The organism is Paraburkholderia sp. A1RI-2L (assembly GCF_048957375.1).
In the GTDB taxonomy this organism is placed as follows: domain Bacteria; phylum Pseudomonadota; class Gammaproteobacteria; order Burkholderiales; family Burkholderiaceae; genus Paraburkholderia.
Genome location: NZ_JARBTA010000006.1, coordinates 39,313 through 61,164 on the forward strand (window position 1 = coordinate 39,313; position 21,852 = coordinate 61,164).

Annotated in this window: 23 protein-coding genes; 9 read left to right on the forward strand and 14 right to left on the reverse strand. The window is 59.0% G+C overall.

Annotated elements, in window-relative coordinates:
* The first annotated feature begins 130 nt into the window (after positions 1-130).
* The 6 genes from PWP93_RS35145 to PWP93_RS35170 all read left to right on the forward strand — a co-directional run bounded on the left by PWP93_RS35145 (position 131) and on the right by PWP93_RS35170 (position 5,463).
* Positions 131-1,072: an ABC transporter substrate-binding protein gene (locus PWP93_RS35145; protein WP_421048127.1), complete on the forward strand. Its 942-nt coding sequence runs from the start codon at positions 131-133 to the stop codon at positions 1,070-1,072.
* Positions 1,073-1,120: 48 nt separating this feature from the next.
* A complete protein-coding gene (locus PWP93_RS35150) occupies positions 1,121-2,209 on the forward strand; it encodes a porin (protein ID WP_421048128.1) in 1,089 nt (362 codons plus the stop codon).
* A 48-nt stretch (positions 2,210-2,257) separates the two neighbouring features.
* On the forward strand, positions 2,258-3,031 hold the full coding sequence (locus tag PWP93_RS35155) for an ABC transporter ATP-binding protein (RefSeq protein ID WP_421048129.1): 774 nt from the start codon (positions 2,258-2,260) through the stop codon (positions 3,029-3,031).
* Positions 3,028-3,786, forward strand: a complete 759-nt coding sequence (locus PWP93_RS35160; RefSeq protein WP_421048130.1) for an ABC transporter permease — start codon at positions 3,028-3,030, stop codon at positions 3,784-3,786. The genes PWP93_RS35155 and PWP93_RS35160 overlap by 4 nt, the downstream gene beginning before the upstream one ends.
* 14 nt (positions 3,787-3,800) lie before the next feature.
* Positions 3,801-4,556 carry an ABC transporter permease gene (locus PWP93_RS35165; RefSeq protein WP_421048131.1) on the forward strand — a complete coding sequence of 252 codons (756 nt, stop codon included), beginning with the start codon at positions 3,801-3,803 and terminating at the stop codon, positions 4,554-4,556.
* Between the two features lie 121 nt (positions 4,557-4,677).
* A complete protein-coding gene (locus PWP93_RS35170) occupies positions 4,678-5,463 on the forward strand; it encodes an enoyl-CoA hydratase/isomerase family protein (RefSeq protein WP_421048132.1) in 786 nt (261 codons plus the stop codon).
* Between the two features lie 516 nt (positions 5,464-5,979).
* Here the strand turns inward: PWP93_RS35170 and PWP93_RS35175 are convergent.
* From PWP93_RS35175 to PWP93_RS35240, 14 genes are all read right to left on the reverse strand, one after another.
* The gene (locus tag PWP93_RS35175; protein WP_421048133.1) at positions 5,980-6,387 is read right to left on the reverse strand and encodes a GFA family protein; all 408 of its coding nucleotides are present in this window, start codon (positions 6,385-6,387) and stop codon (positions 5,980-5,982) included.
* A 116-nt stretch (positions 6,388-6,503) separates the two neighbouring features.
* Positions 6,504-7,880 (reverse strand): aldehyde dehydrogenase family protein, encoded by a 1,377-nt coding sequence (locus tag PWP93_RS35180; protein WP_421048134.1) that lies wholly within the window; start codon positions 7,878-7,880, stop codon positions 6,504-6,506.
* Entirely contained in the window at positions 7,877-8,173 is a 297-nt protein-coding gene (locus tag PWP93_RS35185; protein WP_421048135.1) for a hypothetical protein, read from the reverse strand. Before PWP93_RS35185 ends, PWP93_RS35180 begins: the two co-directional genes overlap by 4 nt.
* Positions 8,170-9,126: an electron transfer flavoprotein subunit alpha/FixB family protein gene (locus tag PWP93_RS35190; protein WP_421048136.1), complete on the reverse strand. Its 957-nt coding sequence runs from the start codon at positions 9,124-9,126 to the stop codon at positions 8,170-8,172. Before PWP93_RS35190 ends, PWP93_RS35185 begins: the two co-directional genes overlap by 4 nt.
* A gap of 26 nt (positions 9,127-9,152) precedes the next feature.
* Complete coding sequence (locus tag PWP93_RS35195) at positions 9,153-9,902, reverse strand: electron transfer flavoprotein subunit beta/FixA family protein (RefSeq protein WP_421048137.1); 750 nt, start codon at positions 9,900-9,902, stop codon at positions 9,153-9,155.
* Positions 9,903-9,938: 36 nt separating this feature from the next.
* Positions 9,939-10,739 (reverse strand): enoyl-CoA hydratase/isomerase family protein, encoded by an 801-nt coding sequence (locus PWP93_RS35200; protein WP_421048138.1) that lies wholly within the window; start codon positions 10,737-10,739, stop codon positions 9,939-9,941.
* Positions 10,736-11,212: an acyl-CoA thioesterase gene (locus PWP93_RS35205; protein WP_421048139.1), complete on the reverse strand. Its 477-nt coding sequence runs from the start codon at positions 11,210-11,212 to the stop codon at positions 10,736-10,738. Before PWP93_RS35205 ends, PWP93_RS35200 begins: the two co-directional genes overlap by 4 nt.
* Before the next feature lie 13 nt (positions 11,213-11,225).
* Positions 11,226-12,005 carry a citryl-CoA lyase gene (locus PWP93_RS35210; protein ID WP_421048140.1) on the reverse strand — a complete coding sequence of 260 codons (780 nt, stop codon included), beginning with the start codon at positions 12,003-12,005 and terminating at the stop codon, positions 11,226-11,228.
* A complete protein-coding gene (locus tag PWP93_RS35215; protein ID WP_421048141.1) occupies positions 11,992-13,551 on the reverse strand; it encodes an AMP-binding protein in 1,560 nt (519 codons plus the stop codon). Before PWP93_RS35215 ends, PWP93_RS35210 begins: the two co-directional genes overlap by 14 nt.
* Positions 13,541-14,710: an acyl-CoA dehydrogenase family protein gene (locus PWP93_RS35220; protein ID WP_421048142.1), complete on the reverse strand. Its 1,170-nt coding sequence runs from the start codon at positions 14,708-14,710 to the stop codon at positions 13,541-13,543. Before PWP93_RS35220 ends, PWP93_RS35215 begins: the two co-directional genes overlap by 11 nt.
* A 118-nt stretch (positions 14,711-14,828) precedes the next feature.
* On the reverse strand, positions 14,829-15,479 hold the full coding sequence (locus PWP93_RS35225) for a flavin reductase family protein (protein WP_421048289.1): 651 nt from the start codon (positions 15,477-15,479) through the stop codon (positions 14,829-14,831).
* 81 nt (positions 15,480-15,560) lie between these two features.
* Positions 15,561-16,865 carry an MFS transporter gene (locus PWP93_RS35230; protein WP_421048143.1) on the reverse strand — a complete coding sequence of 435 codons (1,305 nt, stop codon included), beginning with the start codon at positions 16,863-16,865 and terminating at the stop codon, positions 15,561-15,563.
* Positions 16,866-16,994: 129 nt separating this feature from the next.
* Positions 16,995-17,396, reverse strand: a complete 402-nt coding sequence (locus PWP93_RS35235; protein ID WP_421048290.1) for a RidA family protein — start codon at positions 17,394-17,396, stop codon at positions 16,995-16,997.
* A 300-nt stretch (positions 17,397-17,696) separates the two neighbouring features.
* Positions 17,697-18,017, reverse strand: coding sequence for a hypothetical protein (locus PWP93_RS35240; protein ID WP_421048144.1), 321 nt, complete (start codon positions 18,015-18,017; stop codon positions 17,697-17,699).
* Between PWP93_RS35240 and PWP93_RS35245 the strand changes: the two genes are divergently transcribed.
* The 3 genes from PWP93_RS35245 to PWP93_RS35255 all read left to right on the forward strand — a co-directional run bounded on the left by PWP93_RS35245 (position 18,006) and on the right by PWP93_RS35255 (position 21,582).
* Entirely contained in the window at positions 18,006-19,097 is a 1,092-nt protein-coding gene (locus PWP93_RS35245) for a LacI family DNA-binding transcriptional regulator (RefSeq protein WP_421048145.1), read from the forward strand. The two genes, PWP93_RS35240 and PWP93_RS35245, sit on opposite strands and share 12 nt — an antisense overlap.
* 801 nt (positions 19,098-19,898) lie before the next feature.
* Positions 19,899-20,984 (forward strand): hypothetical protein, encoded by a 1,086-nt coding sequence (locus PWP93_RS35250; RefSeq protein ID WP_421048146.1) that lies wholly within the window; start codon positions 19,899-19,901, stop codon positions 20,982-20,984.
* A gap of 292 nt (positions 20,985-21,276) precedes the next feature.
* Positions 21,277-21,582, forward strand: a complete 306-nt coding sequence (locus PWP93_RS35255; protein WP_421048147.1) for a panthothenate synthetase — start codon at positions 21,277-21,279, stop codon at positions 21,580-21,582.
* Positions 21,583-21,852 lie beyond the last annotated feature (270 nt).

Sequence of the window (21,852 nt, forward strand, 5' to 3'; positions counted from 1 at the left end):
CTTGACTCTTATTATTTAAACTTCTAGCATTTACACCGAAATCGTTTTCGTTCGGCGGAGCAGTTCTTTACTCAAAGCTTCCCGCACCCAAACCCGTCGATGCGGCCCATCAGTTCACCGAGGAGACACTGTGTCCTACCTGTTCCGTTTGCTGGCTTTTGCCCTGCTGGCCGCCTCCCTCGTCCTTCCTTACGCTGCGAGGGCGGATACGCCCACCCGCACGAAAGTGCGCGTTGCGTCCGTCGTCTCGGCAGCATGGCTACCGTTATGGGTCGCCAAGGACCAAGGCATGTTCGACGCGCATGGGCTGGACGTCGACATCACGACCGTGCAAAACGTTTCGTCCGTCGTTGGCGCGCTGGGCCGGCAGTTCGAGATATCGGGCTGCACGCCGATCGATATCATCAAGGCACGGCTCAGGAAGCTCGATATCGTCGGCATTTCAGGTAATACACAGGAGCGGTCGTCGAATCAGCAGATGCGGTTTGTGGTCACGGCGAACGGCCCGATACAGAGCATGGCCGATCTCAAAGGACAAGTCGTCGCCACGCCATCGCTGAACGGGGTGATTCACGTTGCTACGCTAAACGCGCTCCGCGAGCGCGGCATCGACCCGAAGGGCATTCGTTTTCAGGAGATGTCCTTTGCAAATATGGGTGACCAGCTGGCTGTGGGACGCGTCGCCGCCGCGGAGATCGTCGAACCATACGCATCCGCATCGATGAAGAAAGGCGTCAATAGCCTCGGCGATCCGATGCTTTCCGTCGGCGACCCCGTGGTTTTGACTTGCTGGATGGCCAACGGTCAGTGGGCCAGGTTGAATCATGCGACGCTCGTCGCATGGCGCGCCGCGCTCAACGATGCGATTCAGTACATCCAGAAGAACGACAAAGCATCCCGCGCGGTACTTGCGAAATGGACGCACCTGCCGAACGAAATCGCCAATTCCACGCGCCTGCCTGCCTATCACACGCACCTCGACGATAACGATATCGAAATCTGGATCCGGGCTTCACTCGCCGCCGGTGTGATTAGCGGCAACGTGGGCGCAGCGGGATCGAGCGTCAACTAGCGCAGACGCGGTAGTGGAGCCCCTCAAAAAAACACTGGAGACGCAGTAATGAAATATCGGTATCCGGCAGCGACAGTCCGTCTTACCCGGTACGCAGCAGGTTTGATAATCGTTTCAGCTGCAGCCGCCGTCCATGCGCAGTCGAGCGTGACACTCTACGGCATTGTCGACAGTGGCATTGCGTACGTCACCAACGCGGGAAAAAGCGGCGGCCAGAATCAAAGCGTGGTTCAGATGATTACCGGTGGTGATGTAAGTGACCGGTTCGGGATTCAGGGCAAGGAAGACCTGGGCGGCGGGATCAAAGCAGTATTCACGCTTGAAAGCGGCTTCAATATCGCAAACGGTACGCTTCAACAGGGCGGGCGTCTGTTTGGCCGGCAAGCGTTCGTTGGCCTTCAGACACCGTACGGGACGATAACGCTGGGTCGTCAGAACGTTCCCCTCTTCGACTACTTCACGCAACTCGATCCGCTCGGCTATTACAACTGGTCGCTGGTCGCCCAGGACGCCCAGTACGCGAACCGGGCGGACAACTCCGTCAAATACGTCACCTCGACTGGACCTTTGCGCTTCGACGCGCTTTTCAGCACCGGTTACGACGCAACCATCCCGAACGGCGCACAGGTTCCGGGCGAGTTCCGCGTCGGCCAGGAAGTCAGCGGCGGGGTGAGCTATGCCGCCGGCCCGATTCTGGCGGCTCTCGTGTACGAGATGCGCCGTGGCACATCGACTGTCACGCAAAGCAACAAGGAGCAACGCATTGGCGCCGGACTCAGTTATCGGGTGATTTCACCGCTCACACTATTCGCCGGATACAAGTGGTTCAATAGTTCCATTCCTGCCACTGCCGCGCGCTCCAATATGTACTACGGCGGACTCCAGTATCACGCCACCCCTGCCTTGATCATTTCCGCGGCGACTTACTACACGGACATCGTATCGGCAGGCCAGCATCCGATCGACTTCGGCATCAACACCGCCTATTTTCTTTCGAAACGCACCAACCTTTACGCAGCAATCAGCTACGTGAAGAACAGTCATGGATCGAACCTCGGCGTCGCGGGCTTTGGTTCCGGTGTGGTCGCCGGCGCCAATCAGACGGGCGTCGAAGTGGGTGTAACCAATCGGTTCTAGCCGGCGCATCGGCTGCGCCCGATACAACAGCCAATTTGATGGATAAATATGAACCCACCTGCATTTTTCTGTGACCAGACCGAAGTCAGATTGACATCGGCGAGCGGAGAAAAAGTCATTCTCCAAAGCATCGACCTGCGTATCGGCCGCCAGGAATTTCTTTGCCTGGTCGGCGGGTCGGGTACGGGAAAGACAACGTTGCTGCGTGCTTTGGGCGGCTTTTGCGAACCGACGGGCGGCAGAGTCCTGTATGAGGGCAAGACTTTCTGCGGACCGCCCGAGGGCGTCGTGACGGTGTTTCAGGACTATGGCAACGCGTTGCTGCCATGGAGAACAGTCAGGGGCAACGTAGCGCTCGGCATCGAGGGAAAGATCTCCGGAGCGGAACTCGACCAGCGCATCGACACGGCCCTGACGCTGGTCGGTCTCAAACATGTCGAGAAGGAATATCCGGCCAAGCTATCCGGCGGCATGCAGCAGCGGCTGCAAATCGCGCGCGCGTTGGCCCTGCAGCCGAAGGTCCTGCTGATGGACGAACCCTTCGGCGCGCTCGATGCGATGACCAAAGCGAAACTGCAGGACCAGTTGCGCCATATCCAGGCCAGCACCGGAGCCACCATCGTATTCATCACCCATGATGTCGACGAGGCAATCTATCTGGGAGACCGGGTCGTGCTGCTGGCCGGCTCTCCAGGAAGAATCGCGTCGGAGATACGCCCCGCACTCCCCGCAATGCGCGATCAGATTTCCACGAAGGAAATGCCCGAATATTTGCAGGCGCGCCACGAGCTTCTGAACCTTCTACACGGAGCCGCGCGATGACGCCCCTCTCGCGCAAGGGGTGTCAGTGGCTGCTGCCCATCGCGCTACTGGCAGCCTGGCAACTGGCGGCTAACACCTCCGACGGGCTTAACGTTCTGCCGGCGCCCGTGCAAATCGGCGAGGCTCTGCTCGATGCGCTGGTGAGCGGACGTCTGCCCGCCGACGCATTGCATACCTTTGGCGCGGCGCTCGCGGCTTGGGGCATCTGCCTTGTCGTCGGCATACCGTTGGGGATGGCACTGGGCAGTTCGGCAAAGCTTCGCCTCATTTTCTCGCTTTTTATCGAACTGCTGAGACCCGTGCCCGCCGTCGCGCTGATTCCGCTCGCGATTCTGGTATTCGGATTCTCCTTGCAAACCGAGATTAGCGTCACGGTGTTTGCGAGCGCATGGCCCGTGCTCTTCAGCAGCAAGTCAGGCATCGAGCGACTGCACTCCAGAATGTTCGAAGTCGCCGCCACCTTGCACCTCAGCAGATCTCATGCGCTACGGAGCGTCGTCATCCCGGCCGCCCTTCGGGAGATTCTCGTCGGCGCGAGACTCAGCTTCAGTCTTTGCCTCGTAGTGAGCGTCGTAGCCGAGATGGTGGGCAATCCGGCCGGCCTCGGATGGGGACTGGTCAGCGCGCAGGAAGCAATGAAAGCGAGCGAGATGTTTGCCTATCTCTTTGCCATTGGAATGCTCGGCGTGTTCGCGAACTTCGCTTTGGACTTCGCAGTCGGACGCCTGCTTCCTGGCCTGTACCAGCGAAACTGAAAGGAAAGTCATCCGTGAACTACATATCTCGTATGCTTGCCGGCCTCGTCCTGCCGGTTGCCTTGTTAAGCGCATGGTGCGCGTGGGGAGACCCGTCATCACCCGTTGCACCGGCACCGCAAGCCTGGTTGACGCAAGCAGCCACGATGCTCGCAACAGGCGATCTTCAATTATCGGTGCTAGCGACGCTGAAGACCGTCGTGCTTTCCACCGTAGTCGCGGGCGTGATCGGCACGGTGATCGGCGCGATCCTCGGCGCGCGGCTTGCCATCTCCGAAGCCGTCACGCCGACACTTGAATTTCTTCGCTCGATCCCGCCGCCGACAATCGTTCCCGCAGCGATGCTGTTGATCGGCACCGGCGCCGGACTGGAAGTCTCGGTCATCACGCTGGCGACGCTCTGGCCGGTCCTGCTCAATGTGCTGCACGCAACCCGGACGATTCACCCGACTTTGACCGGCACAGGCCGCACGCTGAGACTTTCCGCGCGGAGTATGCTGCTCAACATCTACGCCCCATGCATTTTGCCCGGCATGATCGCCGGACTGCGCGTCGCAGTGCCGCTGGCGATCATTGTTGCGCTTCTGGTCGAAATGCTGGCGACACTGCCCGGCATCGGCGGCATGCTTCTATCCGCTCAACGCGACTTCGATGCTCCCTCCGTCTTTGCGTTGCTCTTTATCGTCGGAATCATCGGCGTATGTCTGAATTCCGCGCTCGAATGGCTGGAGCGATATGTTTTGCGAAGGCCGCCCAACAGCGTGCGCTGATCATATGCGGTAGATCGCATGCCCCGACGGCATTGTGCGTGCGCCCCCTTTCCACACCTCAGCCCGTGTCACTGCTCAGGATCACACGCAATGGCCGGGCGCTGACTTCAACGATACATTGATGTCCATCGACTTCCAGATCATCGATCACGCTATTGCTCATATCGTCATCAACCGCCCCGAGCTTCACAACGCGCTCGACGTGGAACACGATCGCGACCTCGCGCGCGCGTTCCGGCGTTTCAATGAAGACCCGCAGTTAAAGGTGGCCATCCTGTCCGGCATCGGAGGACGCGCGTTTTGCACCGGTGCCGATATCGGCGACTACCTGCCGCATAGGCGTCGGATCGCGGCGAGCGATGCGCCGACCTCGATCATCAGCTTCGGTGGCCTGACTGGCGCCACAGACGTCGTCAAGCCGACGATCGCCGCGATCGACGGGTTTTGCGTGGCCGGTGGCCTCGAACTGGCTCTCGCTTGCGACATCCGTGTGGCCACGTTTGAATCGCGTTTTGGGTTGCCCGAAGTCAAGCTAGGCATTCTCCCCGGCGGCGGTGGCACACAACGACTCGTGAAAGTCACGGGCATGGGCGTCGCGATGAGGATGATCCTGACGGGCGATACCTTCGACGCCAACTTCGCGCTCAATCATGGCCTCGTGACCGAACTGGTATCCGCACAGGAGTTGCAGCAAACCGCGCTGACGATCGCTCGCCGGCTCGTCGCGAATGGTCCGCTCGCGGTCGTTGCCGCGCGCCGCGCGGTCATCGCAAGCTATGGCCTCGATCTCTCGGAAGGTCTGCTCCAGGAAGCGCAATTGCAGAGAGAACTACTGATGAGTCGTGACTCGCGCGAGGGCGTCACCGCATTCACCGAGCGCCGGCCGCCCGATTATAAGGGGAGTTGATATCTGTCGACTTGTTGGGGAGCGCGCCGTCCATGCCAGGACAGCACCGGCGCTCAACGATGCTCGATAGATCGCTTTCACGCAACCATCCGGACTGTGCCGCGAGAGAACGCACTTCAATGTCCGGCCGAACTTCCAGTTCTTCAAAGAAGCTACCGCCGCGATTGATCCATGCGACCGTGTACCGGATGTCTCTAGCGCCAGCTGCATACGAACCATCGGCCATGAAAACAGGATCGCTTCTCGCGATGCGCCGATTGTCTGTTCGCCGAGTTCATAGGCGGCCGCCCGTGGCTAGTATGCTCGTATGGGTTCCGTGCTGACCCGGTGGGAAAAGTGCTTTTACAGATCGAGATGGCGACAACCCTGCGTATGGATTCTGCAGAGCCACTAGACAAGTTTCCAACTGGAGCGCCGCGACTGCGCAACGCCTCCAGTGCGGAGGCCATGTCCGGAAGCAGATCCGGCCGCGGGTACGCATCGCAAAGATCTGCACGGTCGCGCCCACTCAACGCGTCACGGACTCAGTGCAAAGCGCGTAGTGCCAGCGATAGGTGCGAGCCATTGCACGGCGCGCGCCGTGTAGATCTCGATTTGAGGAGCCTGCAGGCCGTCCATGCTATCGAGCGTGCCTGCCTTTACCAGAACCTGCGCCGGCAGCATCGCCACCTTCGTGATGATCGGAGAACCGCAATTCCCGCAGAAATGCCGATAAGAGGGCTGACCGCTATCGCCCTTGTCTTCATAGACCATTGTCTGCCCGTCCTGCTCGTAGTCGGCTTCACTCACTAACAGGTTGAAGGAAAACAATGTTCCGCCCGCTTTCTGACAGTGCCTGCAATAACATATTGCGGCGGCCGACGGTTCACCCTTGATGACGTAACGCACCGCGCCGCATAAGCAGCCACCTTTGCGAATCTGCATGATTTATCTACCGGACCAAAAAATTGCGGAGGAACCGGCAGGCTCCTCCGTGGACGAATGGCGATGCTTATCGCCACAAACTCGCGCAGCGACAACGGCGCCGCCCCGCGAGGCGATCAGGCTGCGCCGGCGACCCGGACGAGCTTGCGGTTGAGGAATTCTCCTATGCCCAATTCCGACAACTCACGACCGAAACCAGCATTCTTGACGCCGCCAAAAGGCAGCCCCGGCGAGTCGACGAAACACGAATTGATGTACACCATCCCCGACTCGATGCGCGACGCAACCTGTTTTGCACGCGCGATATCCGCGTCGAACACATAGCCTCCGAGCCCGTACTTCGTCGCATTGGCCAGCTCGATCGCTTCTTCCTCGTTATCGACGACATAGAACGACAACACCGGGCCGAATGCCTCCTGCTGAAACAGCGGATTGTCTTCGGTGATATTCGTGATGATCGTCGGCTCGAGAAAGAAACCGGGACGATCGACCCGCTTGCCGCCATGAACGACTCGCGCTCCGGCAGCCTCGGCGTCCGCGATCTGCTTGAGCAGACCTTCCAGCGCGCGCTCACTGACGAGCGGGCCGAGTAGGGTCGCCTCGTCCCCTGGATCGCCGACATTGATCGCCGCAAAGCGCTCCTTCAGCGCAGCCAGCATCAGCTCGCCACGCTCCTTGCCGACCACGATGACGCGCTTGATATTGACGCAGCCTTGTCCCGAGTTGAACGTGCGGCCCATCACGCACTGCTCGACCGCATGTTCGATCGGCGCACCCGGCAGAATCAGAGCGGGGTCACTACCTCCCAGCTCAAGGATCACTTTCTTGAGATTTCGCCCGGCGCGTTCACCGACCGAAACCCCTGCTCTTTCGCTGCCGGTCAGTGCAACACCGCGCACGCGGAAATCGTCGATCAGACTGGCGACCTGCTCGATACTGCAGAAGAGATTGGTATACGCACCCTTCGGCGCTCCGGCTTCCTCGAACAGCCTCGCGAAAGCGAGCGCGCACTGCGGCACGTTTTCCGCGTGCTTCATCAGCACGACGTTGCCTGCGATCAATTGAGGCGCAGCGACACGGGCGAGCTGGTAGTAGGGGAAATTCCATGGCTCGATCGCGAGAATCACACCGATCGGCTCGGATACCAGCGTAGCGCCCGGTTCTCCCGGCAACGACTGCGCGGCCAGAAGCCGCTCGCCGTTTTGCACGTAGTAATCCAGAATGTCAGCGACCAGATCGATTTCCATGTACCCGAAGCGAACCACCTTGCCCATTTCGAGCGTCGGGTACTTCGCGTATTCGTCGCGCTTCTCGCGCAGGATCTGCGCAGCTCGCGCGACAATCCGGACACGCTCGGCAACCGGCCTGAATTTCCAGTCTTCGCGATAAAGTTCGTCGGCCGTTTTCAGCGCCGCGAAAACTTCTTCGTCGGTCTGCAGCGGGAACTCCTCGATCAATTCGCCCGTTGCAGGATTGATACTGCGAAAGCTCATGTTCTACTCCGTAGCTTGACCTTAAAAGAAGAAGTGGCGGTTCCGTCGACCCTCGCCTTTGCTGCGCGCATTGCCTCGTCGAAGCTCGTTTCCGTCGCCACGTGCCGGTGGTCGACCGACACCAGCCAGGCTCCATGGGCCAGACGCCACCTGATGCGCGAGTCCTGCACCATCAGCGAGAACCATCGCCACAGGCTGGCATCCTCAGCATTCGCGCTTGCGACTCCCTGCAAGCGGCCAATGTCGACCGGGTTCGCACGGTCTTTCCAGCATGCTGAAACTGGCGCCTTCATGAACCCAAGTCCAGTTCGTGAAGGAGCGAAGGAACACAGTCGAACAGATCACCGACCAGGCCGTAGTCGGCAACGCTGAAAATCGGCGCCTCTTCGTCCTTGTTGATCGCGACGATCACCTTCGAGTCTTTCATCCCGGCCAGATGCTGGATCGCACCGGAGATGCCAACCGCGATGTACAACTGCGGCGCGACGATCTTGCCTGTCTGTCCGACCTGATAGTCGTTCGGCGCATAGCCCGCATCGACGGCGGCACGCGACGCGCCTATCGCCGCGCCGAGTTTGTCGGCCAGCGGTTCCAGCACGCTTCGGTAATTCTCGCCACTGCCCAGACCTCGTCCGCCCGACACGATGATGTTCGCCGAAGTCAGTTCCGGACGATCCAGCTTCGTCACTTCCCGGCTGACGAACTTTGAAATTCCCGAATCCGCCGCAGCCGCAATTTCCTCGATCGACGCACTGCCGCCTTCAGACGACGCCGGATCGAACGCCGTCGCGCGGACCGTGACCACCTTGACCGGATCGCTTGATTCCACCTGCGCGATCACATTGCCGGCATAGACCGGCCGCTCGAATGTGTTGTCGGCAATGACGGCAATGATGTCGCTGATCTGCGCGACGTCGAGTCGTGCAGCAATGCGTGGCGCGATGTTCTTGCCATAGGCGGTAGCCGGCGCAAGGATGTGCGAATAGCCGCCCGCAACGCCGAATACCGTGGCTTCGACGTTCTCCGCGAGACCGTCGGCCAATGCCGGCGAATCCGCGAGCAGCACTTTGGTGACGCCAGCGACTTTCGCGGCGGCCTGCGCCGCGGCTTTTGCTCCGTGTCCGGCGACCAGCACGTGCACAGCTTGATTCGTGAATGTCGCAACGATCGCGGCAGCCGCAATCGTGTTGAGTGTTGCTGCTTTCAGCGACGCGTTATCGTGTTCAGAAATGACCAGAATCGACATTTGATCCTTCTCCGCATATCCGTGTATCAAAGCACTTTCGCTTCGGTTTTCAGCTTTTCGACGAGCGTCCTGACATCCGCCACCTTCACGCCAGCGGCACGTTTTGGCGGCTCGCTGACCTTCAGGGTCTTCAGGCGCGGCGTCACATCGACACCCAGATCACCGGGTTTCAGGATCTCCAGCGGCTTTTTCTTTGCTTTCATGATATTCGGCAGCGTCACGTAGCGCGGTTCGTTCAGCCGCAGATCCGTCGTCACCACGGCCGGCAGGATCAGCGCCAGCGTTTCGGTCCCGCCGTCCACTTCGCGCGAAACGGTCGCTTTGCCGTTCGCAATGACAAGCTTCGAAGCAAAGGTCGCTTGCGGCAAACCCGATAACGCGGCGAGCATCTGGCCCGTCTGGTTCGAATCGTCGTCGATCGCCTGCTTGCCCAGAATAGCCAGCGAAGGCCGTTCTTTGTCGACCACCGCCTTGAGCAGTTTCGCGACTGCCAGCGGCTGCAACTCTTCGTTCGACTCGATCAGGATGGCGCGATCCGCGCCGATCGCCAGCGCGGTGCGCAGCGTTTCCTGACATTGTGCGCCGCCCGCCGACACCGCGACCACCTCGGTCGCGACGCCGGCCTCGCGCAAACGCACCGCCTCCTCGACTGCGATTTCGTCGAATGGATTCATGGCCATTTTCACATTCGCGAGTTCGACACCCGTCTGGTCCCGCTTCGCGCTGACCTTCACATTGGCGTCCACCGATCGTTTAACCGAAACCAACACTTTCACATCGCTCTCCTTAACAGACCGTGTTTTCCTGGCGAATCACCCTTCAATCCGGATGCCGCGACCGTCACTGACTTTGTCCCAGAAGCGCTCGTAGTCGGGCGCTCTCTTCTGATTGAACGCGGCAAGACCTTCTTGCCACTCTTCTTTCGGCACGTCGAGCGGCGACTCGACGACGCGGCGCCAGTCGATTGCCGTGTGCGCAAGCAGATTGCGCTTCGCTGCCTTGAGCGCGCCCGGCGGCACCGATTCGATGACTTTTCCGGCAAGCAACAACGCTTCGCCGAGAAGCTTGTCAGCGGGCAACACACGATTGACGAGGCCGATGGCCAACGCCTCGTCCGCCGGCACGCGCCGGCGCGTCAATATCAACTCGGACGCGCGGCGCAGGCCTATCACGCGCGATAGCAACGCGAGCCCGGTGTTCGGAATGACGCCGTGGCCCAGTTCGGGCATGCGGAACCATGCAGAGTCGGCTGCCACAACGAGATCCGATGCAAGCGTGAGTTCCATCCCACCGCCCACCGCGGCACCATGAACAGCGGCTATCACGGGCCTGTCGAATTCCGTGATACGTTTGAACATCACCGCGGGATCTTCATCAGGTGCAGGGCTTTCCATCCATCCGTCGCGCAGGTCGTCGATATTGGCGCCCGCGCAAAAGGTCGGCCCCCGTGCGGCGATCACGACCGCGCGTATCCCTTCGGCCAATGCCGTGTCTAGCGCACGCGACAGTCCGCGGACGATTTCCCGCGACAGCGCATTGCGGCGATCGGGGTCATTGAGTGTCAGCAGCGCAATGTCGCCACGCCGTTCGTAAACAACTTTATTGCCACTCATGCGAAAGGCTCCTTGCCATTGCTGGCCAGAAGATAGGCGCGCAATTCAGAGGTGACAGGATGCGGACGTCCGCTCTCGCCGTGGACCAGCACGCAGACGGCTTCCGCCTTCGCGCGACAGCGATCGTCCGCGTCCACGAACAACCCCTGTCGTACCTTGAACGATGTCTTTCCGACTTCGATGACCGTGGTTCCGACACACACACGTCCGGGAAAATGCACCTCCGCGCTAAACTCAATCAACAGTCTGACGACCGCGAGGTTCGTGCCGCCCATCAGCGCGCGAATCGATGGCGGCGCAAAGATCTCCATGCGCGCAGCTTCGAAAAAAGTCGCGATAATGGCGTTGTTGACGTGTCTGAACTGATCGGTATCGGCGTTCCTCAGCTTCTCTTCTGTCCAGAAGCGAAAGTCACCGCACTGCGCAGCCGCGTTTGCCGTCGATGGCATCCGGTCCGATTCGAAGGCATTCATACCTGCTCTCCTGTTACTCCTTCGGGATCAAATGCGCGCTCGCTTCGTGTTCGGTGCGCAAATAGAGCGCGGTAGCGAATGGTTGACGCATTTCTTCGAGGATGTGCCCGACAAGCCCAACCGAACGCGCGGCAACCGCTAGTCCCCGGCAAATTTGCCAGGGGATCTTCATTTCGGATGCAACCGCGGCCATCGCACCGGTCACGTTTACCGGCAACGGACGATTCAGCTGTGACTCGGCTTCTTTCCCGATCGCGTTCATCAGGCGAATGTAAGGGCCGGCATATCCAGTCTCCTCAGCGACTTTGAATAGTGCCGGCGCGCGCGGATCGATCGGCTTATGAAACGGATGTCCGATGCCCGGCAGGATCTCCTTGCGCGCGCGGTAGTCATGGACGATCTCACGGGCGAGCGCGCCGATGTCAGGCACGTTGGCGGGATCGGGAAGCGACGCCTGCAACAGCCGCGCTGCGTTGTCCAGCGATCCGACGAATACCGAACCCAATCCCAACAGGCCCGCCGCGACGGCAGCCTGGACCGCTTCAGGCGCGCCCGCATAAGTCATGCGCGTTGCCAGCGACGAAGGTGTAATACCGTGCTCGACCAGAATGACCATCATCGCGTTGAACATGCGCAGTTCGAGCTCTTCAGGCAATCGCCCAAACAGTTGCAGAAACGCCATTTGTCCGAAGTCGAGTTTGCCGACGATGTCCTCACACAAGTCCAGACCGTGAACGACGACCTTCGTCGGTGTCGCCCACGCGATGTCGGAGCGAATTTCAGCTTGCTTCATGATGGACTTCTCGCGTTGTAGATGAATGTTGAGCAACACCAAGAGTTTGCGCTGCCATGTCGCGCAATACGCTCTTCAGGATCTTCACGCCATTGGGGCCGTCCTGTTGCGGAAAAGACTCCACTGCCAGAATGCGTCGCGGAATCTTGAAACCGGCAATCCCCTGCTTGCACCAGACGAGCAATTCCTGCTCCGTCGCGGGGGTGCTGGAATTGCGGACAAACGCAACCGCAACGTCTCCCTCGCCGTCGATGTGGACCCCCACGACTTGCACCGCCGCAACACCCGGATGTCGTGCGAGAAAGTCCTCGATCTCGACCGGATCGACCAGATAACCGCGCAAACGCAGGCTGTCCCTGATCCGCGCCGAGTAGCAAAACCCGCCACCATCGGCATAGGCGAGATCGCCAGTCCTCAGCCAGCCGTCGGGTGTCAGTGCTTCCGCGGTCGCGGCGGGATTGTTCAGATATCCCGCCATCACGTTATAGCCGCGAAGCTGCAATTCGCCCTGCTGTCGGTCCGGCAATGGCGCACCGGTTACCGGGTCGACGATCCGAAACGAAATCTCGGGGGAAATCGGTGTACCGCCGGGTAGACCTCTTTGCTGTGCATCGCCGTCGCGATCGCCGATCGCGGTCATTGCAAGGCATTCGGACATCCCATAGAGCCCCGTCAATCGGACGCCCCAAGCCGAGCATGCCTGCGCGATCACGCTTTGACCGAGGCTCGCATACTCCGCAAATGCACCCCGACGCCATGTGGCCAACGAGGAATCTCCGGCATTCAGCACCATGTCCATCATCGCGTCCGAGCCGAAGAAATGGGTGACGCGGTGACGCTCGATGGCTTCGGCAGCCGCTTGCGCCTTGAACACAGGCAACAGCACGCATGTACCGCCCGAAGCGAGCGCTGCGATCGCCTGAACGAATCCCAGCACGCCATAAAGAGGCAGCGCACAAAGAACCACATCGCCGACCTTCATGTCGTTGAAGCGAGCGGCATTGCGCGCATGACGGGCAATGCCCCCTGCAGTGTGAACCGCGAGCTTGGGCCGACCGGTTGTGCCGGATGTGGTGAAGGTGCACAACAGATCCGTGTCGCGGCCTTCCCATTTCGAATACGGTTCATAGGCATCCCATTCGAACGCATCGAATTGGCTCACCTCTACGACGTGCTGCAACACATCGCTGGACGCTTGAATTTCACGGGCCGCGCCCGCATAGTCGAAATCCAGAAAGCGCCGTGGCACGAGCAGGACGCGCGCTTTCGCAGTATCGACGACGTGTTGGGCTTCCTGCTGTTTGAAGCGCGTACTCACCGGCACCATCAGCACGCCGAGCTGTGCTGCCGCGAAGAACAGTTGCAGCCACACGCCGCCATCCGGCAACCAGACGGCGATGGTGTCGCCCCGCCTTACCCCCAGCTCGAGCAGAAACGAAGCTGCTCTTCGCGACGCGATTCGCAGCTCACCGCGGCTCATTGTTCTTTCGCCGTGATGCACGGCGACCAGATCGGCCTCGCCCGATTCAAGCAGATCAAATGCCATGACGCCCTCCGGACACGGCAAATGCGGCGCGAGCGATCTGGATACGCTGCATTTCCGATGTGCCTTCGCCGATACGAAATGCGCGCGCGTCACGATAGAATCGCTCGATCGGCAGTTCGGTCATGTAACCCATGCCGCCGAAAATCTGCAGCACGCGATCCGTTACCCTGCATCCCATTTCGCTCGCGTAGAGCTTCGCACGGCATGCAGCGACGTGAGCCCGCGAATCTTCGTGCTCGATCATTTCCGCAGCCGCGCGGATCAACATTCGCGCCGCCTCGATCTCCACGTCGTTATCGGCGACCATGAACTGGATACCCTGATGCTGCGAAAGACTCGCGCCGAATGCCTTGCGTTCGAGCGCATATTCGCAGGCCATCGCCTGTGCGCGCGACGAAAGACCGAGTGAGCGGCTGGCCGACAGCAACCGGTCCTGGTTGATCGATTGCATCATGCCGAGAAAACCTGCGTCAGGCTCACCCAGCAGATCTTCGTCGGGAACGAAACAGTTTTCGAGGGTGAACCCGTTGAGGTGATAACCACGCCAGCCCATCTTCCGGTAACGCGTCATTCCCACTACACCGCGATTGCCGCGCCGGACGATAAACGTGGTCAGCTTGTTCTTCAACGCGGCCGACGGTTCAGTGACAGCGAGCACGATGATGTAGTCCGCGGTCTCGGCGTGCGAGATGAAATGCTTGCTGCCATTGAGCACCCATCCGCCCGCCACTTTTTCCGCTCGGGTACGAAGCCCGCTGAGGTCCGATCCGGCGTTGGGCTCGGTCAACGCATAGGTGACGATCTTCTTTCCGGACAGGATGTCCGGTAGAAGCTCGGCTCGTTGACTTTCATTGGTCTGGGTCAGTTGCAGCGGAAGGTGACCGAACACCTCGCTCAGAGGCACCGACGTATGCGTGACCTCTTCCAGAATGGCCACTTTGGCAGCCGCCGACAGCCCCGGTCCGCCGATGCTCTCGGGAAGATTGAAGCCGTACAGACCAAGCGCGGCAACCTCCGAACGCAGTTGCGCCAGCAATTGCGTACTTACATCGTCATCTGTTTCGATTTGCTGCTCTAGCGGCACGAGCCGGTTGCGCACGAAACGGCGCGCGGTTTCCCGGATCATGGACACTTCGCTGTCAGTCTGAGTCATGGTCATTCTCACTTACGAAAACGATTTCGATAAAAATTATGGTGGCACAACAACAATTAGCGGCCAAGCACAAACATGGGGTGGTATAAAACGATTTCGAATTTTTATGAGCGACTCAAAAAATTCACGACACTGGGCGAATCATTTCAAATCTCTCGCCAATCCCGGCGTAATCACCGCGGTAGCCGGCCCGCATGATCGGCTGTGCGGCATACGTGTCGAACAGACCGTCCTTCAGATACGCCTTCAGAATATGCACGCCGATCACCTGGCCGAGCACGAGCCAGTTATCCGTCGGTTTGCCGTGCAGATCGTGAAGCTGAGAAATCTGCAGCAACCGGCATTCGAGCGCCGCAGGCGATTCGCCGACACGCGGCACCGATACGTTGCGTCCCGCGACCGGTGTCACGCCCGCCAGTAGAAACTCGTCGACATCCGGAGCGACAGTCGCCGACGTTCGGTTCATTTGCTCGGCGAGCGGACGCGTCGCCAGATTCCACACGAATTCGTGCGTTTGCTCGATATTGCGGAGGCTGTCTTTGCGGCCCTCACTGCAAAACCCGATGATCGGCGGGAATGCCGCGAATGCACCGAAAAAACTGTACGGAGCGAGATTCGGCTGGCCGCTCGGCGAACATGTCGATATCCAGCCAATCAGGCGCGGAGCGACGATCGCCTTGAACGGATCGTGGGGCAAACCATGGCCTGCGGCGGGATCATAAAATTCGACCTCCGCTCCGGAATCGACGACATCGATTCCCGAATTGCAACTCATGCGTATCTCCAATGTCTGAACGTGCGCAAAAGCAAGGTGAACAAAACCGAATGTCCGGGCGCTCGGGAAAGATCGATACTTCTATCTGCGTATAGGGGTTGCCGGCTCCAACGTATCTGCCTGATCGTACGAATCATCGATCGGCGCAATATTCGAGAGATCGCGTCCGCGCGTCTCTGGAAGGAATGCCAGCGCAAGCAGCGCACAGGAATAGCCGATAATGCAGAACAGCGCGATTGATCCGACCAACCCGAGGTGTTCTGCCGCAACGCCGACGAGCGCAACACTCAGTGCTCCAAGCGACTTGCCGACGTTATACGAGAAGCCCATGCAAGTAGTGCGGATCTGTGTTGGAAAAAGCTCGGACAACATCGGGCCAATGCCCGCGAATGCGCCATTAATTCCCATCCCCACGGGCAACCCCAGTAGCGCGAATAACCACGGGTTCATTGGCACCAGCAAGTAACAGCCAGTCAGGAACGCGGAGAACAGACAGAAGCCAATCGCGGTGAACCTGCGGCCCAGTGAGTCGTTGATATAAGCGAAGCCCACCTGTCCGATGAAAGAGCCGATACTCATCATCGTCACCATCATTGCAACGGACGACGGCGGCAGATGGCGGATCTGAACCAGCATCGTCGGCAACCAGATCATGACCGCATAGCTGCTGCCTTGAAGGCCGGTAACCAGCAGCGCGGCAAGAAGGCTCGAACGCCGGACATCTTTGCGAAACGACGAGCGCCAGCTTGCCAGCGTTCTGCTTCCGGTCGCCTCTTTCATCTCGCGGAATATTGCCGGCTCCGGAATATATCGGCGGATCGCCAACACGATCAGTGCGGGAATGACACCGACCCAGAACGCCGATCTCCATGCGAGCCATGAAGGCAGATACGCGAGAAGCAAACCCGTGACGACTGCGGCAAGCGCCCACCCTACCGAAAACCCGCTCTGAACCAGGCCGAGCGCTTTCCCTCGATGGGCGGGGTTGATCACCTCTGCCATCAGCGCGGCGCCGACGGCCCATTCAGCGCCGAATCCCAAACCCTGCAGCGCTCGCACGACCAGTAGCTGATAATAAGAATTGGTGAACCCGCCGATGATGCTGAACGCAGTGAACCAGATGATCGACCAGGTCAATACCCGCACGCGCCCGTGGCGATCGCTCAAAATTCCAGATACCCATCCCCCGAACGCGGCGGCAAGCAAAGACGAAGTGGCGATCAAACCCGCCTCCGTCTTGGAGAAGTGCCACGCCGCCATCAGGACCGGCAAAAGGAATGCCAGAACCTGATTGTCGAACGTATCCAGACTCCACCCCAAAAAGCATCCCCAGAACGTTCGCCGTTCCGCTGGCGCGGCCACCCGATACCAGTCAAACATTTGCATTTCGATCTCCTATGCTCCAGATGGTCTGCGTATGCAGTGCCGCTCCCAATTGCCGATTGCCGATTGGGTCGCGCCGATAACCCGGCCAACCGCCTTCTCGACCCGGCGCGCTATTGATCTGATTGGTCTTTAGCGCGCGTCATTGCTCAGCGCAATTGCACTGATTTCCACCTCTGCACCGTAGTGGAGATGTCCACACGGCACGACCGTTCGCGCGGGCGCAGGGTCACCGATGAATTCCCGGTAAAGCTCGTTCACGCGCGGCCAGACTTCAATGTCGGAAATGAACACCTGTACGCTCAGCAGCTGGCTGAGGTCGCTTCCCGCCGCCACCAGCACTTCTCGCACGTTTGAAAGTGCCTGAAGAACCTGCGCGTCGAGACCTTCGACGAGCGTGGAGTTGGCGCCGGCTGTCAGTGGCAGTTGGCCCGAAACGAATATCAACCCGTTTACTTTGGTCGCTTGTGCGTAGTGCCCGCGCGGCAACGGTGCTTTGTCAGTCAGGATGTGTTCTATCAAAACGCTCACCATCAAGTAGAGATACCGGTTAATCGCGAATCACGCTGTCAGCAAGAGTGGAGTTACGTGGCATTTGTCTGCGGCCGTCGCGCGTCTGCAGTTCTTGTCACGCTTCTCGGCCGCACGAGGCGGCCTCATAAAAAACTGATGTACCGCCCACTGCGGGTAACAGGGACCGAACTTATGATCGCCGTTGGCACTTTTTTTCGAAAACGATTTCGAGACAAAGATAGCAGCGTCATACTCAATTTGCAAGCGTCGTATAAGTATTACGAAATCGTTTTCGACCCTCCGAAGGCCGACGTGTTTGCCTCAACCCGTGCCCCGCAGGGCTTTTGAGCGGAAACGAATGGCACCACCAGACGGTGCATTTCGCGCGGCCGCCACGGGTAAACACTGATGACGAGCGATGCCTGTGGGCATGTCGTCGTGGATTGCAAGCCTGTTAATACTCACCTGCCCAGGAAGTACGAAAATCGCCTCGCAAAATTCGTAGCAGGAATCGAAATCGTTTTTTGGAGTGATTTGCCGCGGCTGGTTCTCAATGATTGACCGGAACGAGTAGAATTCAGGAATCGTTTTCGATGTGTCGACGATGCCCACTTGAGGAGAACAACCGGGATGAACATCCAAGAATTTGCGGCCATGCTCAAGCTGTCCACCAGCACGGTTTCGAAGGCACTGAACGGCCGCGACGACGTGAGCCCGGCAACTCGCAAGCGCGTACTCGCAGCTGCCGAACTGCACGGGTTTTCTCCGGATCCGTCCGCACGTCGCTTGCGCCGGCAAACGGCTGACACCATCGCGTTCGTTCTGTCGCCCCCGCAAACGTCGTTCGCTCACCCGTTCTTTCTCGACATGCTGATGGGGGTGAACGATGCGATGGACAATACCGGCTATCAGGTGATCGTCGCGTCCGCGCGAAGCGTGGATACCGAACTGGATGTGTTCAAGCGTCTGATAGAACGCCAGCGCGTCGACGCACTGCTCTTCGGGCGCACGCGCCGGCAAGACGAGCGCATTGCCTACCTTCTCGAGCAGGAGATTCCGTTCGTCGCGTTTGGCAGAAGCGAAACGTCCAACGATTTTCCTTACGTCGATATCGATCATCATGTCGTGGGGCGGGCCGGATGTGCGCGATTCATTTCGCTGGGGCATCGGCGGATTGCCCTCGTCCATGCACCGGAGTACCTGATGTTCAGCCACCTCGAGCGTGGCGGATATGTCGAAGCGCTGCGGGCCGCCGGAATCAAATACGACAAGACACTTTGCATCGAAACGGCGATATCGGAAGAAGGCGGTGCGGACGCAGCACGCCAGTTGCTGGCACTTCCAGAGCCGCCGACGGCCATCGTCTGTGGGCATGACCTGGTAGCCCTGGGGGTGCTGCGCGGGATCTCGGAAACCGGCAAAGTCCCAGGGCGTGATATCGGCGTGATCGGCGGAGACAATCATCCAATCGGACGCTATGTGCAGCCAGCGCTGACGACTTTTTCCGCGGAGACGCATCGTGCTGGAAAGCGGATGGCGGAAATGCTGCTTGAGCGGCTTGCCGGCAGGTCGCCGCATGAGCTACAGGAGGTGTGGACTCCGGAATTGATAATTCGCGCGTCAGACGGTCCCCACCGCATGTTTGAATCCGCCCAAGTTAGCCAAACCTCTACGCGCATCCGGGGCGGCCGTCGAGCACAAGATCAACAATCTGTTACTTGAGGCAGGTTCCAGATTGGGAAGATCCTTGATCGGATTGCGCGTCCATCCTTCGTGCATGGCGTCCGTCCAGCGTTCGCGAAACAGGTCGTAAGTGCGAGGGGCATCAACAAGTTGCGCAACGCTGCCGGATATAGAACACAGGTATCGTAGATAGCAGCGAAACTCGATTCAGTGAAACGTTTCTCGATCGCTTAGCCGGGAGATCCAGGACTCGCCGTTTCGGTCGCGACAGATTGCCAGCTAGCCAGTGTCGCCCACCGGCCCGAGTTTGCCGTAGACCGCCGCAGCGCGTTCAGCCGGCGGGACTGGCCTGGTGGGGGCTGAAACAGGAAAAACATTCATGTCCTGAACGCCGCAATCGGCCACAAACGGTCGGTCGACTTGCCGCCTGAGATCGTTGCCAATTCGCACTGGCGCGACGCGGTGTTTGCTTCGCCGTGCCATGCCATGCCGACAATAAGCCCACGAAGCCAACTAAAAATGCATTCTCCAACAAAGCCCAGCCTTGATGAGGTCCGCTCTTTCTTGGCAAGACATCAAGCGCTCGTCGTTCACTGCTCTGGTACCCCCAAAGGCGTTGGTCCAGGACAGGAAGCTTACCCAGAAGACCTCAAGAATGTCTGGTTGGGGCACGCAAGGGGCGGCATTTCCTGCTCAGTCGTAAAGCCCGGCGATCAGTTCCATGGGAGCGGTCGCCACAGCACAGGCAGCGTGGGTCTAGTGATAGCGTCGACCGGGTCGAACTCGCTCGTCGCCGTGGCGGCACACGACGCTGGCTCATTTGTAGTGAACGGAGAGCGGGTGGTCGCCGAAGAGGTTGACATAGGGATCGCCGATCTGGAACACAGCCTGTCCGCGCGCGGTGACCGCTACAACGAGTGGGTCGTCCGCGATTTCAAGGTGATTGGCGTGTTCGTTGCCGAGCCTGCAACGACATGGCAGGAAGTGCAAATGTCGATGCCTCCCGAACTAGGCGATATACCTCCCCAATTCGTCGGGCAAGAAGTCAGTATTCCACTGTCTCAGATCGCAGCGGACTTCAAGGGATTGCCAATTTATACCTTCTCTGAAGGAGGAATTCTTCAATGGAGCGCGAATGGCTGGAGCCCTGTAGCATACTTCAACATCTACGACACTATTCACGAAGAGAACTACAAGCCCGTCATTAAACAGCATGTACTCCCAGCAGCGTCAATTCAGCGATTCTTCAGCGCTGGAAATTCATGCGTCGAGGTGTTTCTCCGTGCAAAGGAGACGAGCTTCCAAAAAGGAACTTCGTGGAATGAATTCGTTGAGATCCGCAAGTGGGACGAGCAAATCGAGAAGGCCGCAATCGCCCATGAGACTGCTTTTCAAAAGCTGGCTGATCTGATCGTCGCCGGGCAAGATGCACTGACTTCGGAGGAGAGTCTCGTCGTTGAGCGGTATTGGGCCGTAATCTCGGAAAGAAGTCGCGCGCGACACGTACCGTTTGCACCTGAACCCATCTTCGAATCGAAGTCGGCCAGTTCGCTATCGGGTACTCATCTTGACTTTCTCGAACGGCAAGGGATTTTTATGGGTGGTACCACTGAGCAGATCGACCGAGCCGTCTACGGGTTAGCTCAAAGGCTGGCGATCTTAAGGACCGCGCGCATTTCATCGTCGTGGGGAGTGGTGCGTGCCAGAAACAGAGAAGGGCAATTTCTTGTTTCGGACAATTACCACCATGCCAAACTTGTGCCAGTCAATCCGACAACGTATTTGGCTCCAGGTGAAGGGGCAGTAAGGCAGCTGGATCGAGCGGCCATCGAAAAATTCAATAAGTTTTTACTGGAGGTTTCTGAGCGATACGTATTTGCTCAAAGCCTCTCCGACTGTGGAGTCGGTATCAAACCGTCCCGGTAGACGATCAAGCCTCCACCGGAAGGTACGGTGTTATGTACAGTCTTCAGGAAGGAGGCGGATCCGTCGAGGAGATCGAACGCCCCTTCCGGGTCGGTTCCCGCCGACCGCGCCAATTCCGGCCGTTCGCACGCAAGATCGCACGCATTAATTCACCGGTTTCCGATGATGCTCCTTACCGTTGCGCACCAATGTGTGCGGGATCTCGCGGTGTGTGGCCCAAGCCACTAATGGAACATCGACGACGTCTTACGCTGGAAGCCTTCTTTCAGTGCATCAGCCAAGGAGAATGACCATGCGCATGCTTTTGAACATACGAATTCCCCACGAGCCATTCAATACTTTTGTGCGCAACGGCACCATCGAGGAAGTGATGGCGAAAATACTCGAGGAAGCGAAACCGGAGGCGGCCTATTTTACCGAGCAAAACGGAGGCCGAGGCGCGCTCCTCGTCATCAATCTTGATGAGCCGTCGCAGATTCCCGCAATCGCGGAGCCGTGGTTTCTCACGTTCAATGCTGACGTTGAGTTTCGCGTCGTGATGGTACCGGAAGACCTGCAAAAAGCCGGCTTGGGGACGATCGGATCAAAATGGAAATAGTGCGTACAAAAGGTCCTGTTTTCATATTTTTATGTGCTCAGAACACCGGACATTGGACGCTGCAGCTGCCGCGCTTGCACTGGCTCACAGGGCTTACGATCCGGAGGACCAGGTCGTCGTACTCACGCGCCGCTGAGTGAATTCATGGATGCGCGGCGCCGCGCGTAGGTGACATGTGTCTTCTTCACACGCTCTGGGTCGGATGTGGCCCGCCACGACGAGCAGCCCCAACGGATGCGGGGCAGCAGGTGCAATCACTTGACCATGGTC

What these genes read in the sequence shown, in the direction of transcription:
- PWP93_RS35150 (WP_421048128.1), top strand. Translation starts at nt 1,121, where the DNA reads ATGAAATATCGGTATCCGGCAGCGACAGTCCGTCTTACCCGGTACGCA.
- PWP93_RS35155 (WP_421048129.1), top strand. Translation starts at nt 2,258, where the DNA reads ATGAACCCACCTGCATTTTTCTGTGACCAGACCGAAGTCAGATTGACA.
- PWP93_RS35160 (WP_421048130.1), top strand. Translation starts at nt 3,028, where the DNA reads ATGACGCCCCTCTCGCGCAAGGGGTGTCAGTGGCTGCTGCCCATCGCG.
- PWP93_RS35170 (WP_421048132.1), top strand. Translation starts at nt 4,678, where the DNA reads ATGTCCATCGACTTCCAGATCATCGATCACGCTATTGCTCATATCGTC.
- PWP93_RS35175 (WP_421048133.1), bottom strand. Translation starts at nt 6,387, where the DNA reads ATGCAGATTCGCAAAGGTGGCTGCTTATGCGGCGCGGTGCGTTACGTC.
- PWP93_RS35180 (WP_421048134.1), bottom strand. Translation starts at nt 7,880, where the DNA reads ATGAGCTTTCGCAGTATCAATCCTGCAACGGGCGAATTGATCGAGGAG.
- PWP93_RS35185 (WP_421048135.1), bottom strand. Translation starts at nt 8,173, where the DNA reads ATGAAGGCGCCAGTTTCAGCATGCTGGAAAGACCGTGCGAACCCGGTC.
- PWP93_RS35190 (WP_421048136.1), bottom strand. Translation starts at nt 9,126, where the DNA reads ATGTCGATTCTGGTCATTTCTGAACACGATAACGCGTCGCTGAAAGCA.
- PWP93_RS35200 (WP_421048138.1), bottom strand. Translation starts at nt 10,739, where the DNA reads ATGAGTGGCAATAAAGTTGTTTACGAACGGCGTGGCGACATTGCGCTG.
- PWP93_RS35205 (WP_421048139.1), bottom strand. Translation starts at nt 11,212, where the DNA reads ATGAATGCCTTCGAATCGGACCGGATGCCATCGACGGCAAACGCGGCT.
- PWP93_RS35210 (WP_421048140.1), bottom strand. Translation starts at nt 12,005, where the DNA reads ATGAAGCAAGCTGAAATTCGCTCCGACATCGCGTGGGCGACACCGACG.
- PWP93_RS35215 (WP_421048141.1), bottom strand. Translation starts at nt 13,551, where the DNA reads ATGGCATTTGATCTGCTTGAATCGGGCGAGGCCGATCTGGTCGCCGTG.
- PWP93_RS35220 (WP_421048142.1), bottom strand. Translation starts at nt 14,710, where the DNA reads ATGACCATGACTCAGACTGACAGCGAAGTGTCCATGATCCGGGAAACC.
- PWP93_RS35225 (WP_421048289.1), bottom strand. Translation starts at nt 15,479, where the DNA reads ATGAGTTGCAATTCGGGAATCGATGTCGTCGATTCCGGAGCGGAGGTC.
- PWP93_RS35230 (WP_421048143.1), bottom strand. Translation starts at nt 16,865, where the DNA reads ATGCAAATGTTTGACTGGTATCGGGTGGCCGCGCCAGCGGAACGGCGA.
- PWP93_RS35235 (WP_421048290.1), bottom strand. Translation starts at nt 17,396, where the DNA reads ATGGTGAGCGTTTTGATAGAACACATCCTGACTGACAAAGCACCGTTG.
- PWP93_RS35245 (WP_421048145.1), top strand. Translation starts at nt 18,006, where the DNA reads ATGAACATCCAAGAATTTGCGGCCATGCTCAAGCTGTCCACCAGCACG.
- PWP93_RS35255 (WP_421048147.1), top strand. Translation starts at nt 21,277, where the DNA reads ATGCGCATGCTTTTGAACATACGAATTCCCCACGAGCCATTCAATACT.